This is a genomic window from Candidatus Limousia pullorum, from assembly GCF_057405065.1.
On the sequence record NZ_CM171614.1, the window covers coordinates 946,176 to 962,089 of the forward strand.

Consider the following 15,914-nt stretch of genomic DNA (forward strand, 5'->3'; position numbering starts at 1 on the left):
CCTAATCGAGAGCGAGCCATTCCAAAAATTAAGGAAAACGTCTCGCCCGACCTGTGCATAGGCTAATTCCAAATGTTAAGTCATGCAGGTCGGAAATAAAATACAAGGTCTCGCCCGACCTGAAACGGGAGTTAATTTTTAAATCCGCCCTTTGCAGGTCGGATTTAAAAAAATTAAAATTCGAGTTTTTTCTCGATGTAGGAAACGAGGTCGGAGATTGCTATTCTTTCCTGTGCCATTGTGTCTCTGTCACGTACTGTTACACAGCCGTCCTCAAGGGACTCAAAGTCATAGGTGATGCAGAATGGTGTTCCGATTTCGTCCTGTCTGCGGTAACGCTTACCGATTGAACCTGCGTCGTCGTACTCAACCATGAAGTGCTTGGAAAGCATTTCTCTTACTTCGTCTGCCTTGTCGCCAAGCTTCTTGGAAAGCGGGAGAATTGCTGCCTTGTAAGGAGCAAGTGCAGGATGGAGACGGAGAACAACTCTTGTGTCCTTTTCGTCGATTTCTTCCTCGTCGTATGCGTCACAGAGGAATGCCAAAGCTACACGGTCAGCACCCAGAGACGGCTCAACAACGTATGGAACATAACGTGTGTTGTCTGTTGGGTCAAAGTAGTCGAGGCTCTTGCCTGAATGGTTGATGTGCTGTGTGAGGTCGTAGTCTGTTCTGTCAGCAATACCCCAAAGCTCACCCCAACCGAATGGGAAGAGGAACTCGATGTCTGTTGTAGCCTTTGAATAGAAAGAAAGCTCTTCCTTTTCGTGGTCTCTGAGACGGATGTTCTCTTCTCTCAAACCCAGGTTCAAAAGCCAGTTCTTGCAGAAGTCCTTCCAGTAGTAGAACCACTCAAGGTCTGTGTCAGGCTTGCAGAAGAACTCAAGCTCCATCTGCTCGAACTCTCTTGTTCTGAAAGTGAAGTTTCCCGGAGTGATTTCGTTTCTGAAAGACTTACCAATCTGAGCAACGCCGAATGGGATTTTCTTTCTTGTTGTTCTTGCGATGTTTGCAAAGTTTACGAAAATACCCTGAGCTGTTTCAGGTCTCAAATAAAGCTCGTTTTTAGCGTCTTCTGTAACACCCTGGAAAGTTTTGAACATAAGGTTAAACTTTCTGATGTCTGTAAAGTTTGTGCCGCCGCAGTCAGGGCATGCGATTTTGTTTTCTTTGATGAAATCAGCCATTTGCTCCAAAGTCATGCCGTTTGGATCTGCGCCGAAATCCTCAATGAGCTTGTCAGCACGGTGACGGGTTTTGCAGTCCTTACAGTCCATAAGAGGGTCAGAGAAACCGCCTACGTGACCGGAAGCTACCCATGTCTGAGGATTCATAAGGATAGCTGAGTCAAGTCCTACATTGTACTTGCTTTCCTGTACGAATTTCTTAAGCCATGCCTTTTTTACGTTATTTTTGAATTCAACACCAAGAGGGCCGTAGTCCCAGGTGTTGGAAAGTCCGCCGTAAATTTCAGAGCCTGAGTAAACATAGCCTCTGTTTTTGCATAAAGCAACAATTTTTTCCATAGTCTTCTTACTGTTATCCATTGCCTATTCCTCCATAAGTTATTATAACAGATGTATACCTTTTAATAGTACATTTTCATTCCTTTAATGTCAAGGAGAATTTTATATTTTTATGGAATATAGTGACGGTTTCAACGGAAAAAATATAAAAAGCACCTTGTTGTTTTATGAAAATATGTTATAATTATTATGAATACAACTATAGTATCTTTGAAATTATGAGATACATATGAGGGGGCTTTCAGATGATAATTCATGATATTTCAAGGGACCTCAACGGATGCGAGGTTTATCCGGGCGATCCTGAAACCCAGATTCGATTTCTGAAACATCTTGACAACGGGGATGAGTATACACTTTCTGTTATAGGAACTTGCTCTCATGCGGCTACCCATATAGACGCACCAAGTCATTTTTATGCAGACGGACGTACCCTTGACCAGCTTCCTCTCTCTACTTTTTACGGAAAATGCACGGTAATTACCATAAGCGGAGTTTTGACCGGCGCAGATATGGAAAAGCTTTTGCCCTACTGCAAAAATAAAATTTTGCTTCACGGACAGGGAAAGGCATATATTTCCTCAAGCGCCGCCATTGTGCTTTCTGAAAGCAATGTGAGCCTTATAGGCACTGACGCTCTTTCAATAGCTCCTGAATTTGACGAAGAAAAAACACATCTTGAGCTTGCAAAAAGCTCTATTGCTGTTTTGGAGGGTCTTGACCTTGAGGGAATTGAGGACGGAGAATATGTGCTCAGCGCATTTCCTATAAGAATTTCAAAGGTTGAAGCCGCACCGTGCAGGGCTATTCTTTTTCAGCAGGAAAAAGGATTTTAAACTGAAAACAGACGGAACTTTATTTTACGGTTATGGAAGGTGATATAATTGAAAAAAGTCATATCAATATCTGTAGCGCTGGTTATCCTGTTATCTACAGTATTTCTGTTTTCGGGATGTAACTGGGGAGGCTTGCAGGTAACATCAAAGCTTACTATTGACGAAAATTTCAGCGGAAGCAGAACGGTTACTTTTGCTGTTCCGGAGTCTGTGTATTCGGAAAATCTTGACAGTAATATAAAAGAGGCGGCACCTGTAACTGAGGACGGCACGGTTACTTTGGGATATTCCGATTTGGAAGAGGGCGGAACAGAATATACACTCTCAATATATTTCAGCTCTCAAAGCGATTATGTTTCAAGAATGGAAAGTCTTTTGGGAAGAGATGTTTCCGTAAATCTTGCCCAGCCCGATAACATTATGGCTAAAGGTGTGAGATATACCGAAAATTTCAACACAACAGAGCTTTTGGCATGGCTGGAACCGGTGCTTGAAGAGGACGACAAGGCTTTCGGAATGTCCCTTGAATGTAAGGGCGCAGTTGCAGAGATAGAGGGCTTGGAGTACGAAACAAAGCCTACAATAGATGTAAACACCATTGAGGGCAAGCCCTTGCAGTCTATAAAGGTGTATACAAAAAACAATAAAGACGGAACCTACGACAGAACATTTACAATACTTATGGATTCCAACCTGTATAAAACAGTGGGAAATCAGATAAACTTCTACTTTGAAGCGGCAACCGATACGGAAATAGCAGACAGCCTCCGCTGGACAGAGGTTGATAAAAGCCAGCAGTATCAGGTTGTTTATACAGGTCTTGATATGCAGCAGCTTATAAGCGTCACCAACAGAATGTTTTCTGTAAACGATATAACAATATCCTACGGCGACACAGATAACAGCAGTACACCGTTTATTGAGGGTCTTGCCTTTGACGAGAAAATCAATCTCAACGCCTATGTGGGAGATAAAAACGGAAATGTTCCAATAAGCTATGAATATGTTCTTCCTGAGGAAACAACCCACGGAACAGCAACTGTTTTAAATACAGGCATTTGGGAGGAACAGGGCGAATGGAGCGGCAACCTTTATTCCTTGCAGTATGAGGGAAACTGTGTTGACATATCCATAAAAGACGGTATCGAATTTCCTGTAGAGAAAATTCAGTACACACTCCAGAGAATAGGCGACGACAACTACCGCAGAGTTACCGAGATATACTATAAAAAAGATGAGGAAAGTCAGTTCTCCGGTGCGGAATACGCCTGCGATTACTTTACAAACAAGGGCGCAGACGCACAGACAAGAACGGAAGATGAATTCGAGGTTTGCAGCCTTTCAATAAAGGGTTCTGCAATAGAACTGAGCATAGCGGAAGCCCAGCTTTTCGGTGGCGGAAACTATTTCAGCCAGACCGTAAGCAATCCGGCTTTGGACATAAGAACAATGACGGAAATCAGAGATTATGTATATATAGCTCCGCTGCTTACAGAGATGAATAAGGAAATTCCTGTTTACTACACAGTATTGCCAAGCGATGATTACAAGGTGAATTATCTTACCGGAACAGACAGCGGTAATGCGGTGAAGAACGAGGACGGAAGCATGACAATCACAATAAAGAACGGTATTTCCGATATCTATGTGGTTCAGTCAACGCCTCATGTAGGAAAAATAATAATCTACATTGTCATTTCAGTTTTGATTACTGCGGCATCTCTGTATATTTTGAGAAAGCTTTATTACAAGAATAAACGTCTGGAAATTCTCGCAAAGAAAAAAGGAGAAGAGGAAAGCTCAGAGTTTATAAAGCTTTCCGACCTGTCTTCATTCCAAAAGGGTCAGAAGATACTGAAAAGCACAGGAAAGAAGATTAAAAAACAGGGAAAAGCTTTTTCCGACTCACGAAAGAAAAAACAGGAAGAGAGAATAAAGAAAAGGGATTTGGAGTTCTTTAACGACGAACTTTACGACGATGACCTTGACGACTTTTGATTTTTCTATAAAAATGTGATATTATAATAAAAACACCGGCATATGCTCAGCAAGGCTTTATATGCCGGTGTGGTTTTTAAAATGAAAAGAGGACATTTTAAATGTATAAGATAGTTGTTTTTGATTTGGACGGAACTTTGGTAAATTCAATTACAGACCTTGCGCAAAGCGTAAATAAGGGTCTTGTAAAATGCGGACTTCCCGCTCATTCCGTGGAGGAGTACAGATATTTTGTGGGAAACGGCAGAGAGGTTATGCTGAAAAAAGCCATGGGTGAAGAAAACTACAACGACGCCAACAAAGCCGACATAGTGAGAAGTACTTTTGACACGGAGTACGCCGCCCACAGCCTTGACAATACGAAACCATATGAGGGTTGTCTCGAGCTTCTTTCAGAGCTTGACAAAATGGGTATAAAAACAGCGGTTTTGTCAAATAAGCCCGACGAGTTTGTAAGCCGTTTGGTATGCACTCTCTTTCCTAACCATAAATTTGACGCCGCATGGGGTCAGAAAAAAGAGTACAAGAGAAAGCCCAGCGGAGAGGGTCTTTGCGCAATGCTTGAAAAGCTTGGACTTGAGAAAAAAGACTGCTTCTATGTGGGCGACAGCGACGTTGATGTTTTTACGGCTCTTGACGCAGGAGTTGATATGTGCGGAGCTGAATGGGGCTTTCGTGATAAAGAGGAGCTTATAAAAGCCGGCGCAAAAATCACATGCAAAACCCCTTTGGAACTTTTGAACTTTATTAAATAAGAAAGAGGCTTTATATATGAACCCACAGGAAACAAAAAATGTTCCAAAAAGAAATTTTCAGAGGGAAATGGATAAGCTTCTGGAAAATATGAAAAATTCGGGACAGGTAAAAAAATTGTTTTTACACTGCTGCTGTGCTCCTTGCAGCAGCTATGTGCTGGAATATCTGTCAAACTATTTTCAGATAACCGCTTTCTTTTATAATCCAAATATAGATACGGACGAGGAATACTCCTACCGACAAAGGGAATTGATAAGATTTATAAAGGAAAAAAACTTTGAAAACCCTGTTGAAATAGTCTGCGGCGATTACCGGCCTGAAAAGTTTGAAGACATAGCCAAAGGGTATGAGGACTGCAAAGAGGGCGGAGCAAGATGTATGCGTTGTTTTGACCTTCGACTCAGGGAAACCGCAAAGCTTGCAAAGGAATACAATGCGGACTTTTTTGCCACAACACTTACCGTAAGTCCCTTGAAAAATGCCCAGGCAATAAACGCAATAGGGGAGAAAATAGGAAAGGAATTTGAAATAGAGTATTTGCCCTCTGATTTCAAAAAGAAAAACGGCTACAAAAGAACAATAGAGCTTTCCAGAGAATTTGATTTGTACAGGCAAAATTTCTGTGGGTGCTCCTATTCAAAAAACCAGTCGGAAAAAAACGACTGATTTACAGTAAAAGGAAAAATCGGATTTTTTACAACGGCTAACCTTAATATGAGGTGAGCCGTTTTTATTTTTAGTTTTTGCAAATGGAATTTTGATAAGTATATTTGTTTTATATTGTTTAACCTAACAAAAAATCATACCAATTTAAGGGATTTGTAAAAAAATACAGATAATAAAATAATAAAAATAAAATTTAACGTCAAATACAACAAATTATTTGATTAATATTTGTAGAATGTGTCTATTGCGAAAAAATTGGGCTTGGTGTAATATGGTATTGAAGGAAATTATATACCGCAGTATATATAAAATCAGCAGACATTTAGAAAAGGAGTGTTTTAAAGATGAAGAAAAAGAAAATGCTTAGTGTTCTCATGTGCGGCTGTATGCTCATGGGCAGCATTGTTCCTTTGGCAGGAGCATCAGCAGCAGAAACCTATGCATATGACGGTTATGTGGATGATTCCGCAGCAACCGGAGCGGCAGCAGACATCCCGGTATGGGGCGTAACCCCAAACGATGCGCAGCTTAAATACCATAAAGATGGTTTTGCTGTGTTCTGTCATTTTGGCCCTAACACATTTAATAACATTGAGTGGGGCGAAAATTACGGCGATAAATCTCCTAACGAGATTTTTACCCTTACAGAGGATTTTGACGCTGAAACCTTGGTAAAAACAGCAAAAGAAGCAGGCGCAGACAGACTTATGATAACTGCAAAGCACCATGACGGATTCTGTATCTGGGATTCTGAGACCACAGACTACGACATTGCAGAAACAGATTATTATAAGACACATAAGGAGCTTGGCGATGGCCAGGGCGATATCCTTAAAGAAATTTCAGATGCATGTACAAAGTATAATCTCGACATGGGACTTTATCTTTCACCATGGGATATCCACGAGCAGAATTACGGCTGCTACGGCGACGGAAACAACAATCCAAGCTCTAACGGAGCATATGACGATTACAACGAATTGTACCAGGCTCAGATCAGAGAAATCTGCACAGCTAAAAACGAAGACGGTACATATAAATACGGAAACAACAACCCGAACCGCTCAGGCGACAGATTTGTAGAGTGGTGGATGGACGGCGCAACAGGTTCAGGCGCATACTTCCAGACATATGACTGGGCAGGCATTTTCTCAGCTATAAGAGATACAAACCCGGATTGCCAGATTTTCGGTACACATAAAGCCGGCGCTGAGCTCGGCGGTACAGGCGGTATCCACTGGATCGGAAACGAAGCCGGTATTGCTGCAGTAGAAACATGGGCAAAGGTTAACAAGGGTGAAAACTTTGAGAATTATCCAAGAGGCGAAGGCAACGCAATTATCGGTAAGGCAGAAGGAAACCAGTGGAGTGTTCCGGAAGCTGACGCAAAGCTTTTGAATGCCGGATGGTTCTGGAGTCAGTCAAAGCAAAGTTCATTGCTTTCTATGGAGAAGCTTGGAAACATGTACTTCAACACAATCGGCAGAGGCGCAGTTCTTCTTCTCAACATGTCACCTAACAGCTCAGGTACAATCGACGAAAACCAGAAAAACCGTTTGCTTGAATTTGGCGCAGCTGTTAAGGAAATCTATGAAAATGATTTGACAGAGGCAGAGGGCGTTAAGGTATATGCAGATTCAATCTATAAGAATTCTGAAGCATACAAGCCTTCAAACCTTATCGACGAATACACACTCAACACTTCCGTAACAAAGGAAGAGAGAGTTTACGACGAAACCTGCTGGGCTCCTGAAGACGGTGCAAAGGAAGGCTCCGTAATTATCGACTTGGGTTCAGAACAGACCTTCGATACAATTAAAATTGAAGAATACATTCAGAAGGGTCAGAGAATTTCCGAATTTACAATCGAGTACATGAACGAAAGAGGTCAGTGGAAAGAGTTCTATTCAGGAAAGACAATCGGCTCTCAGAGCGTAACAAGACACGCTCCTGTTACAAGTTCTCAGATTAGAATTACAGTTAAATCTGATTATGCAACACCTATCCTCAACGATGTAGGTATTTACAAAGGACCTGAAACCTTTGAGCTTGAAGAAGACGACAGCATTGAATTTATTGTTGATGAAAGCCAGCTTGATTATACTTCAATTAAAGACGCAACAAGAACAGGCACTTGGCAGACAGCCGACAATACCCATTTCTGGTCATCAGGCACAAATTCATCTGTAACATTTAAGTTTACAGGTACAGCTTTCTATGTAAAGGCTATTGAAGACCCGAACCACAGCTCCTTTGAAGTTGTAGTTGACGGAAAGTCAATGGGAACTGTAAATCTTAACAACTCAACAAGAATAGAAAATAAGATTGTTTACTATTCAGATGATATCGGTTATGGCGAACACACTGTAGAGCTTAAGACTCTCAATTCCAGCGGAAAGACATGTATAGACGTTTACGGAATTTACGGTCTTAACATAGAAGAGGGTATCTTCGAAGTAGGAAACCTCACATATGATATTGCAGAAACAGACACAGTTCAGCTTGAGGTTGTCCGCAAGCACGGAAGCAAGGGCGCAGCAACTGTAAACTTCAGTACAACAACAGGAAGCGCTCAGCAGAACATGAACTATGAGTACAAGGACGGAACCTTGGAATTTGCAGACGGCGAAACATCAAAGGTAATTGACGTTAAGATTTATGCCCATAAGGACACAACCTCAATGCTCAACTTCTACCTTGATATAAACACAGCAGAGGGCGCTCGTCTTGGACTTAACACAAGAGCGGTTATCAATATTCATCCGGCAGACAAAACTGCAACACTTGAATCTCTCAATGCTCTTATTGCAGAGGCAAAAGCACTTTTGGATAATCCGGCAGTTACAGAAGAAGCAAAAGCTTATTTGAACGAGAAAATCGCATTTGCTGAGAAAGCAGCAGCACAGCCTGACGCAGAACAGTCAGTTTACGGCGGTGCTACAACAGCTCTCCGGATGGCTATAGACAATACCGGTATCGACTCATCAGTTCTTAACCTTGCAGTTTCAGGAACAGTTGCATTTGAAGCAGAGGATGCAAAGCTTGAGCAGGCTGTAGCAGGCGACAAGAACATCCATATTGTTGAGGGTGACAATTATTCCGGCGGCAAGAAAGTTGGCTGGGTAAAAGCAGGCGACAAGATAATAATTCCTTTCTATGCAGAGGCAGCAGGCACATATACAATGGATATGTACGCTCAGTCAGGAAGAGTAGAGGGAAGCCATACATCAAATAAATTTGATATTTCAGGAACAAATGTAGAAGAAACATCAGTAGAATTCTATGGTTCTGTAGATGCTCCGATTAAGAAGTATACATGTGAAATCGTAGTTACAAAGAGCGGCGCAGGCGAACTTGTTTTGACAGCAGCTGCTGACCATGATGGTCCGGATGTAGATAAGTTTGAATTTACTTGCAAGGAAATCAGTCAGGAAGGCTTGCTTGTACTTCCTACAGACGGTTCAGAGGTATCCTTTGAAGCTGAAGACGCACAGCTTGTTCCAACAGTTGAGGATAATGAGCATCTCCATACAAAGGAAAGCAGCAAAGCATCAGGCGGAGTTATGCTTGACTGGTATATGGCAGGCGATAAGGTTATAATCCCATTCTATGCTGAAAAGGCAGGCACTTACAATGTAGATATCTATGCTGAGTGCGGAAGAGTAGAGGGAACAAACAAGCCTAACAGACTTTTGCTTACAGGAAAGAAGATTGAAGAAGATGAACTTGATTTCTATGGTTCATCTGCAACAGCACCTCAAATCGAGAAGCGTAGCTATCAGATTGTTGTAACAGAAAGCGGTATAGGCGAGTTGGTATTCACAGCAGCTGAAGGCTATGACGGTCCAAACCTTGATAAGCTTGTATTCTCTTTGGATGTACCTGTAACAGTTGATAAGACTGCTCTCGATGCAAAGATTAAAGAGGCAGAAGCTATTGAGAATGTTTACACAGCTAACAGCTTTAAGGCTCTTACAGATGCTATAGCAGCAGGTAAGGTAATATTCGATAAGGACGATGCTCAGCAGGCAGAGGTTGATAATGCTGTAACAGCTATCACAGAGGCAATCGAAGCATTGGCATACAACAGCGGTGATACAGACCACGACGGAGCATTGAGCATTATCGATGTAACAGCTATTCAGTCACACATTGTAGGTAAGGCAGTTGAAAACTTCGATGAAAAACTTGCCGATGCAAATAAGGACGGAAAAATAAATATTATCGACGCAACAACAGTACAGCTTGTAGTAAGCGGAAAGTATACTCTTGACGGCGACGGAAATATTGTACACTGATAATTAAACACTTATAATAAGGAAAAGACCGGAATTTCCGGTCTTTTCTGTTTTGTGGAAAGTATATATATTATTAGGAATGAAGTTACTTATTTTCTCACAAAGAGAAATCAAAAAATACTTACGGGGGAAATATTCGCTGTGATATAATAAATATAAAGAATTGCAGTCGCAGTGAAAGGGTAAAGTAGCGAGACGAGAGTCTTGCTGCTTTATTTTTTTGCCGCAATTCGGGTTATAATAAAGAAAAGGGGTATAATTATGCCAAAGACAAAATTTCAGAATGTGATTTTTACTATTATCATGGCGACAATCATGGTTTACGGAATGATTGTCTACAATGTAGCACTTAACACAGGGGGAGTAACAAACCAGACATTTTTATTGGCACTCCATGAAATGCCTATTATGGTTCCGGTAGCCTTTGTGCTGGAGTTTTTTGTGGTTGAAAAGCTTGCTTCACGCCTTGCGTTTTCTTTTATGCGTCCAACAGACCGCCCGCAGTTTATTACATATGCGATTTCCCTTATGATAGTGTGTATTATGTGTCCTGTTATGAGTTTAATTGCAACTTTGCTTTTTAAAGAGCCAAGCTTCGGAACATGGATTCATACTTTTGGCTGTAATTTTCCTATGGCTATGTTCTGGCAAATGTTTTACTGCGGCCCGCTTGTAAGACTTATTTTCCGAACAATCTTCCGCAAACAGATAAAGGAATAAAAGAAAGAAGCTTGATTTTTTAATCCTGATATTTTTAAATATAAAATAACCGTGGTTCAAAAGAGCCACGGTTTAGTTTTTATATTAAAAAAGCATAAATAAAGATGAGCTATTCCTAAGATTTAACAAAAGGTCGTATACACCGTGTGCAAAACCAAATTTATAAACATCAGTCATGCACGTAGATATAAAAAATAACACACCACAGCAAAACTGCTGTGGTGTGTTGTAAAAAATCCGATGTGACCGCACTCAGGATTTTATAATCAGTTAGTAATTGTCATCTCTGTTTCCTTATCAAAGATGTGAATCTTGTTAACATCAAATGCAATCTTGATTGTGTCGCCAACCTTAGCAGTTGATGTAGGAGCAACTCTAGCTGTTACAGGAATGTTAGCAACATTTACATAGAGGTAAATCTCAGCGCCCATAAGCTCTGTAACGTCAACAGTAGCTGTAATGCAAGCACCCTGACCTGCCTTATGGAGGAACTCAGGATCATCATAGATGTGCTCTGGACGGATACCGAATCTAACTTCCTTGCCAACATACTTCTCAAGGCAGCCGTTCTTATTCTTAGAAGCAGGAAGAACGATTTCGTACTTGTCGAACTTGAGAGCCAAGTCAGAACCCTTCTTAACAACAGTTGCATCGATGAAGTTCATTTGAGGTGAACCGATAAATCCGGCAACGAACTCATTGCAAGGCATGTCATAGAGGTGTTGTGGTGTATCAACCTGCTGAATGAAGCCGTCCTTCATAACAACGATTCTTGTACCCATTGTCATAGCCTCTGTCTGGTCATGAGTAACATAGATAAATGTTGTGCCGAGTCTCTGATAAATTCTTGAAATCTCTGTACGCATCTGTGCACGGAGCTTAGCGTCCAAGTTTGAAAGAGGTTCGTCGAGAAGGAATACCTTAGGATCTCTAACGATAGCTCTACCCAAAGCAACACGCTGTCTCTGACCACCGGACAAAGCCTTTGGCTTTCTGTCGAGGTACTGAGCGATACCGAGGATCTTTGCAGCCTCTTCAACTCTTCTCTTAATTTCATCCTTAGGAATCTTTCTGAGCTTAAGGCCGAATGCCATGTTCTCAAAAACTGACATATGAGGATAGAGAGCATAGTTCTGGAAAACCATTGCGATATCTCTGTCTTTAGGAGCAACGTCGTTGCAGCGAACATCGCCTATGTAAAGGTCGCCCTTGCTGATGTCTTCAAGACCAGCAACCATTCTCAAAGTTGTGGACTTACCGCAACCGGAAGGACCAACCAAAATAATAAATTCTTTATCCTCGATTTCAAGATTGAAGTCTGTAACTGCTGTTACGCCGCCGTCATAAATTTTGTAAATGTGCTGTAAAGATACATTTGCCATATTAAATAACCTCCAAATTAGTCCGGACTCTGCATTGCCGAACTTTGTGTTATTATTGTAACACTTTTAAAAAAATATTACTACCCTATTTTTAACTAAATATTTTCTTTATAATTTAGACAATATTACCACATTGTCAAAATTGTTCCATGTTTAAGTATATTTTTGTATCAAAAATGAGATTTTTCTCATGTTTATACAAAAATCTCGATTCTCCTCGTTCCAAATTATTATCTAAAACGAGATTTCCGATTGACAATCTTTCTAAAAATATCACCTTTAGACCGACAGCTAGGAACATTTTTTTCACTTGGTGGAATTTTCCTTCACAAATTTTTACAAATCCCACATTTGATTTTAACGTGCCTCCGAAATAATTTTTATACGGTTCATCCAGCGGACATTCTGTATAAAGATTAGCCGGCAAACACTGTGTTCCGTCCTCAAACACTATTCCTTTTTTGAATTGCTCTATGTGTTCTTGGGTAATAATTCCGTCTGTTTCAGCTCGGTAAAGCTTGTACACGTGCTTTTTAGGGGAAAGCATGTTGTGGGCAAAGTCGCCGTCGTCGGTTATAATCAAAAGTCCGGTGGTGTCCTTGTCCAGTCTGCCGGCGGGGAAAAGCCCACGTCTTTTCATGTTTTCCGGCAAAAGGTCAATAACCGTTGGGGCGTTTTTGTCGTTGGAGGCCGACAAAACCCCTGCGGGTTTGTTCATCATTATGTAAACATGTTTTTGAAAATTGAGAATCTCGCCCTGTACGGAAATTTCGTCCTTTTCCGGGTCAAACTTGCTTTCCGGCTTTTTTTCCGGTTTTCCGTTTACGGCGACGAGTCCGTTTTTTATAAGTTTTTGAACTTCTTTTCTGCTTCCCACATTCTGAGAAACAAGTATTTTGTCAAGTCTATCCATTTTAATTATCCTTTTTATGCTTTGTCACCCAAGAAATTCAGAAGCGGCTCATCAATTCCGCCTGTGTTTAAGTGGCCGCCCACCACCTTGTCCCTTATAACAATAAGAACGGCGTAATATTCCCGGCGGTTATCCGTAATAATTGGATAAATTCTCTGCTGAGCATTTTGACCCTTGTATTTTGAAAGGTCAAGTCCCTGAGATTTCTGGAGATTGTTGTACTCTTCATAAAGACTGTCAAATTTTTCGGGAATGATAATTTCACGCTGAACACAGTTTGTAAAATCCACATTCAAACCGAATTGCCTGAAAAAGGCTGTTGTTTCTTCCTTGTCGGAAACTCTCAAGCTGTATTTGCCCAGATTTTCTACCTGTGCTGTTTCAGGCTGGAACACGCCAAAAGCAAAAAATATCCAAATAATTGCCAAAAGCACAGTAAAGGAGCACAGAAATGTAACTGCGGCAAGCTTGTTCATCTTAAAAGATGCGGCAAACATATACATCACCTCTAAAAATATTCTTTGTTGATGTATATGTTTTTGAAAAGCCTTAAATGACAGATTTTATTCAGTTAAAAATTTTAAAATATCCATAGGTGTGTCGGCAAAGTTTTTTCCGCCTGATTCAACCATCAAAGCTTTATTGCCGTATCCGTAATTTACGCCGATAAAATCTATTCCTGCTGCTAAAGCTCCCTTTGTGTCGTAAAAGGTGTCGCCAACCAGAACCATTTTATCGTTTTCGCTGAGTCCCAGCTCTTTTCTTGCGTATTCCACAATATCCTTTTTGTCCTTGCGGCTTCCGTCCAGGTTTGAACCGCAGATTTTGTCGAAATAATCATATGCGCCGATTATTTTTATAACATCCTCGGCGAAAGGCTCGTACTTAGAGGTTGCAACTGCGATTTTTGCGTCGCTGTCCTTTAAAGCTGTAAGAAGCTCCTCTATGCCGTCGTAAAGCTTGTTTTTGTATTTTCCAACCGTGTTGTAAATTCCACGGTAAATTTCAGTTGCGTTTTCCGCTTCTTCCTTGGTCATGGAACAGAGATTCATAAGGGTATTGAGAAGAGGAGGGCCTACATAAACGCTGTAGTCGCTTAAATCCGGCACAGGCTGTCCCATCTTTTTTAATGTTTCCTCGAGGGAATATCTTATTCCCGGTGCGCTTTCGCTTAATGTTCCGTCGAGGTCAAACAAAACCGCTTTATATTTTATTTTCAAGTTTTTTTCGTGTGCCATAAAAACACTTCCTTATCTTTTCCTTTTCTATATTAAAGGCATTTTCAAAGGGATATTACTGTTGTATAACAGCAAAATTTGTGATATAATACCTTGTAATGCGAGAATTTTTCTCATGCTTTAGAGATTGAGGCGGTAGATTTTTAAACAGCCGCCCACCAATAAATAATACATTATCGCTTGAAAATAATCAACCGTTTTTATGAAGGAGTAGATAAAATGAAGCTGGGTATCGTTGGTTTGCCTAACGTAGGAAAAAGCACACTTTTTAACGCTATAACAAATGCAGGCGCACAGTCTGCAAACTATCCTTTCTGCACAATAGAGCCAAACATCGGCGTTGTTGCAGTTCCGGATTCAAGACTTGACAAGCTTGCAGAAATGTACGACCCTGACAAGTACACACCTGCAACAATCGAATTTGTTGACATTGCAGGACTTGTAAAAGGCGCATCAAAGGGCGAGGGTCTTGGAAACAAGTTCCTTTCTAATATAAGAGAATGTGACGCAATAGTTCATGTTGTAAGATGCTTTGAAAATGACGACATTATCCACGTTGAAGGAAGCATCGACCCGGTTCGTGATATAGAAACAATAAACCTTGAGCTTATTCTCTCCGACGTTGAAATTATCAACCGCAGAATAGACAAGGCTCAGAAAATGACAAAAGCCGACAAGAAATATCAGGCAGAGGTTGATTTCTTCACCCGTGTACGTGACGTTCTCAACGAGGGTAAATCCGCCCGCAGTGTTGAATGTACAGAAGAGGAAAAGGAGCTTCTTTCCACAGTTGCTCTCCTCACCAACAAACCTATTATATATGCCGCAAACATGAGCGAAGAGGATTTCTCCAACGGAATAGAGAACAACGAGGGCTTGAAAAAGGTTGAAGCAATCGCCGCAGAAGAGCACGCAGCAGTTTTGCCAATCTGCGCAGAGATAGAAGCCGAAATCGTAGAGATGGACAAAGAGGAAAAAGAGATGTTCCTTGCCGACATGGGACTTGCAGAGTCCGGTTTGGACAGACTTATAAAAGAGTGCTATTCTCTCCTGGGACTTATTTCCTATCTTACAGCCGGCAAGCCTGAGGTAAGAGCATGGACAATCACAAAGGGAACAAAAGCTCCACAGGCAGCAGGAAAAATCCACTCTGATTTCGAGCGTGGCTTCATCCGTGCTGAGGTTATAGCATTTGACGACCTTATGGCATGCGGAAGCATGACCGCCGCTAAGGAAAAAGGTCTTGTAAGAAGCGAAGGCAAAGACTACGTAATGAAAGACGGCGACATAGTCCTCTTCCGCTTCAACGTTTGATTTTTATATCTGACCTGCAAAGGGCAGATATAAAAATTAGGTTCATCACAGGTCGGGCGAGTCTTTTATTTCCGCCTTGCAAAGGTTTAATCTGGAGGTAAGATTCATCACAGGTCGGGCGAGACGTTTTGTTAAGTGACTTGGAATGGCTCGCTTGCATTTGGGTTGAATTTTAAATAATAAAAACAACAACCGTGGTTCTTTAAATTTTGAACCACGGTTATTTTTATATTTAATCTTATGTAATCATCAAATTTTAGGGTTAGA

General features: G+C 41.1%; 12 protein-coding genes. 7 read left to right on the forward strand and 5 right to left on the reverse strand.

Annotated elements, in window-relative coordinates; all coding sequences use genetic code 11:
- Positions 1 to 173: 173 nt before the first annotated feature.
- Positions 174 to 1,547: a glycine--tRNA ligase gene (locus tag CGICJO_RS04095; RefSeq protein ID WP_087376681.1), complete on the reverse strand. Its 1,374-nt coding sequence runs from the start codon at positions 1,545 to 1,547 to the stop codon at positions 174 to 176.
- A 224-nt stretch (positions 1,548 to 1,771) separates the two neighbouring features.
- On the opposite strand from CGICJO_RS04095, the gene CGICJO_RS04100 reads away from it, so the two are divergent.
- From CGICJO_RS04100 to CGICJO_RS04125, 6 genes are all read left to right on the forward strand, one after another.
- A complete protein-coding gene (locus tag CGICJO_RS04100; RefSeq protein ID WP_087376683.1) occupies positions 1,772 to 2,362 on the forward strand; it encodes a cyclase family protein in 591 nt (196 codons plus the stop codon).
- A 48-nt stretch (positions 2,363 to 2,410) separates the two neighbouring features.
- A complete protein-coding gene (locus tag CGICJO_RS04105; RefSeq protein WP_486499734.1) occupies positions 2,411 to 4,360 on the forward strand; it encodes a hypothetical protein in 1,950 nt (649 codons plus the stop codon).
- Positions 4,361 to 4,461: 101 nt separating this feature from the next.
- A complete protein-coding gene (locus CGICJO_RS04110; protein WP_087376686.1) occupies positions 4,462 to 5,115 on the forward strand; it encodes an HAD family hydrolase in 654 nt (217 codons plus the stop codon).
- Positions 5,116 to 5,131: 16 nt separating this feature from the next.
- A complete protein-coding gene (locus CGICJO_RS04115) occupies positions 5,132 to 5,782 on the forward strand; it encodes an epoxyqueuosine reductase QueH (protein ID WP_486499735.1) in 651 nt (216 codons plus the stop codon).
- A 344-nt stretch (positions 5,783 to 6,126) separates the two neighbouring features.
- On the forward strand, positions 6,127 to 10,080 hold the full coding sequence (locus CGICJO_RS04120; protein ID WP_486499736.1) for an alpha-L-fucosidase: 3,954 nt from the start codon (positions 6,127 to 6,129) through the stop codon (positions 10,078 to 10,080).
- Between the two features lie 261 nt (positions 10,081 to 10,341).
- Positions 10,342 to 10,800: a DUF2798 domain-containing protein gene (locus tag CGICJO_RS04125; protein ID WP_486499737.1), complete on the forward strand. Its 459-nt coding sequence runs from the start codon at positions 10,342 to 10,344 to the stop codon at positions 10,798 to 10,800.
- 266 nt (positions 10,801 to 11,066) lie between these two features.
- Here the strand turns inward: CGICJO_RS04125 and CGICJO_RS04130 are convergent, their stop codons facing one another.
- The 4 genes from CGICJO_RS04130 to CGICJO_RS04145 all read right to left on the reverse strand — a co-directional run bounded on the left by CGICJO_RS04130 (position 11,067) and on the right by CGICJO_RS04145 (position 14,333).
- Positions 11,067 to 12,182: an ABC transporter ATP-binding protein gene (locus CGICJO_RS04130; protein WP_486499738.1), complete on the reverse strand. Its 1,116-nt coding sequence runs from the start codon at positions 12,180 to 12,182 to the stop codon at positions 11,067 to 11,069.
- Positions 12,183 to 12,318: 136 nt separating this feature from the next.
- Positions 12,319 to 13,095, reverse strand: a complete 777-nt coding sequence (locus CGICJO_RS04135; RefSeq protein WP_486499739.1) for a pseudouridine synthase — start codon at positions 13,093 to 13,095, stop codon at positions 12,319 to 12,321.
- Positions 13,096 to 13,109: 14 nt separating this feature from the next.
- Positions 13,110 to 13,592 carry a DUF4830 domain-containing protein gene (locus CGICJO_RS04140; RefSeq protein WP_486499740.1) on the reverse strand — a complete coding sequence of 161 codons (483 nt, stop codon included), beginning with the start codon at positions 13,590 to 13,592 and terminating at the stop codon, positions 13,110 to 13,112.
- A 66-nt stretch (positions 13,593 to 13,658) separates the two neighbouring features.
- Complete coding sequence (locus CGICJO_RS04145) at positions 13,659 to 14,333, reverse strand: HAD-IA family hydrolase (protein WP_486499741.1); 675 nt, start codon at positions 14,331 to 14,333, stop codon at positions 13,659 to 13,661.
- 219 nt (positions 14,334 to 14,552) lie between these two features.
- Between CGICJO_RS04145 and ychF the strand changes: the two genes are divergently transcribed.
- Positions 14,553 to 15,647 (forward strand): redox-regulated ATPase YchF, encoded by a 1,095-nt coding sequence (ychF, locus tag CGICJO_RS04150; RefSeq protein WP_087376702.1) that lies wholly within the window; start codon positions 14,553 to 14,555, stop codon positions 15,645 to 15,647.
- The last annotated feature ends 267 nt before the right edge of the window (positions 15,648 to 15,914 follow it).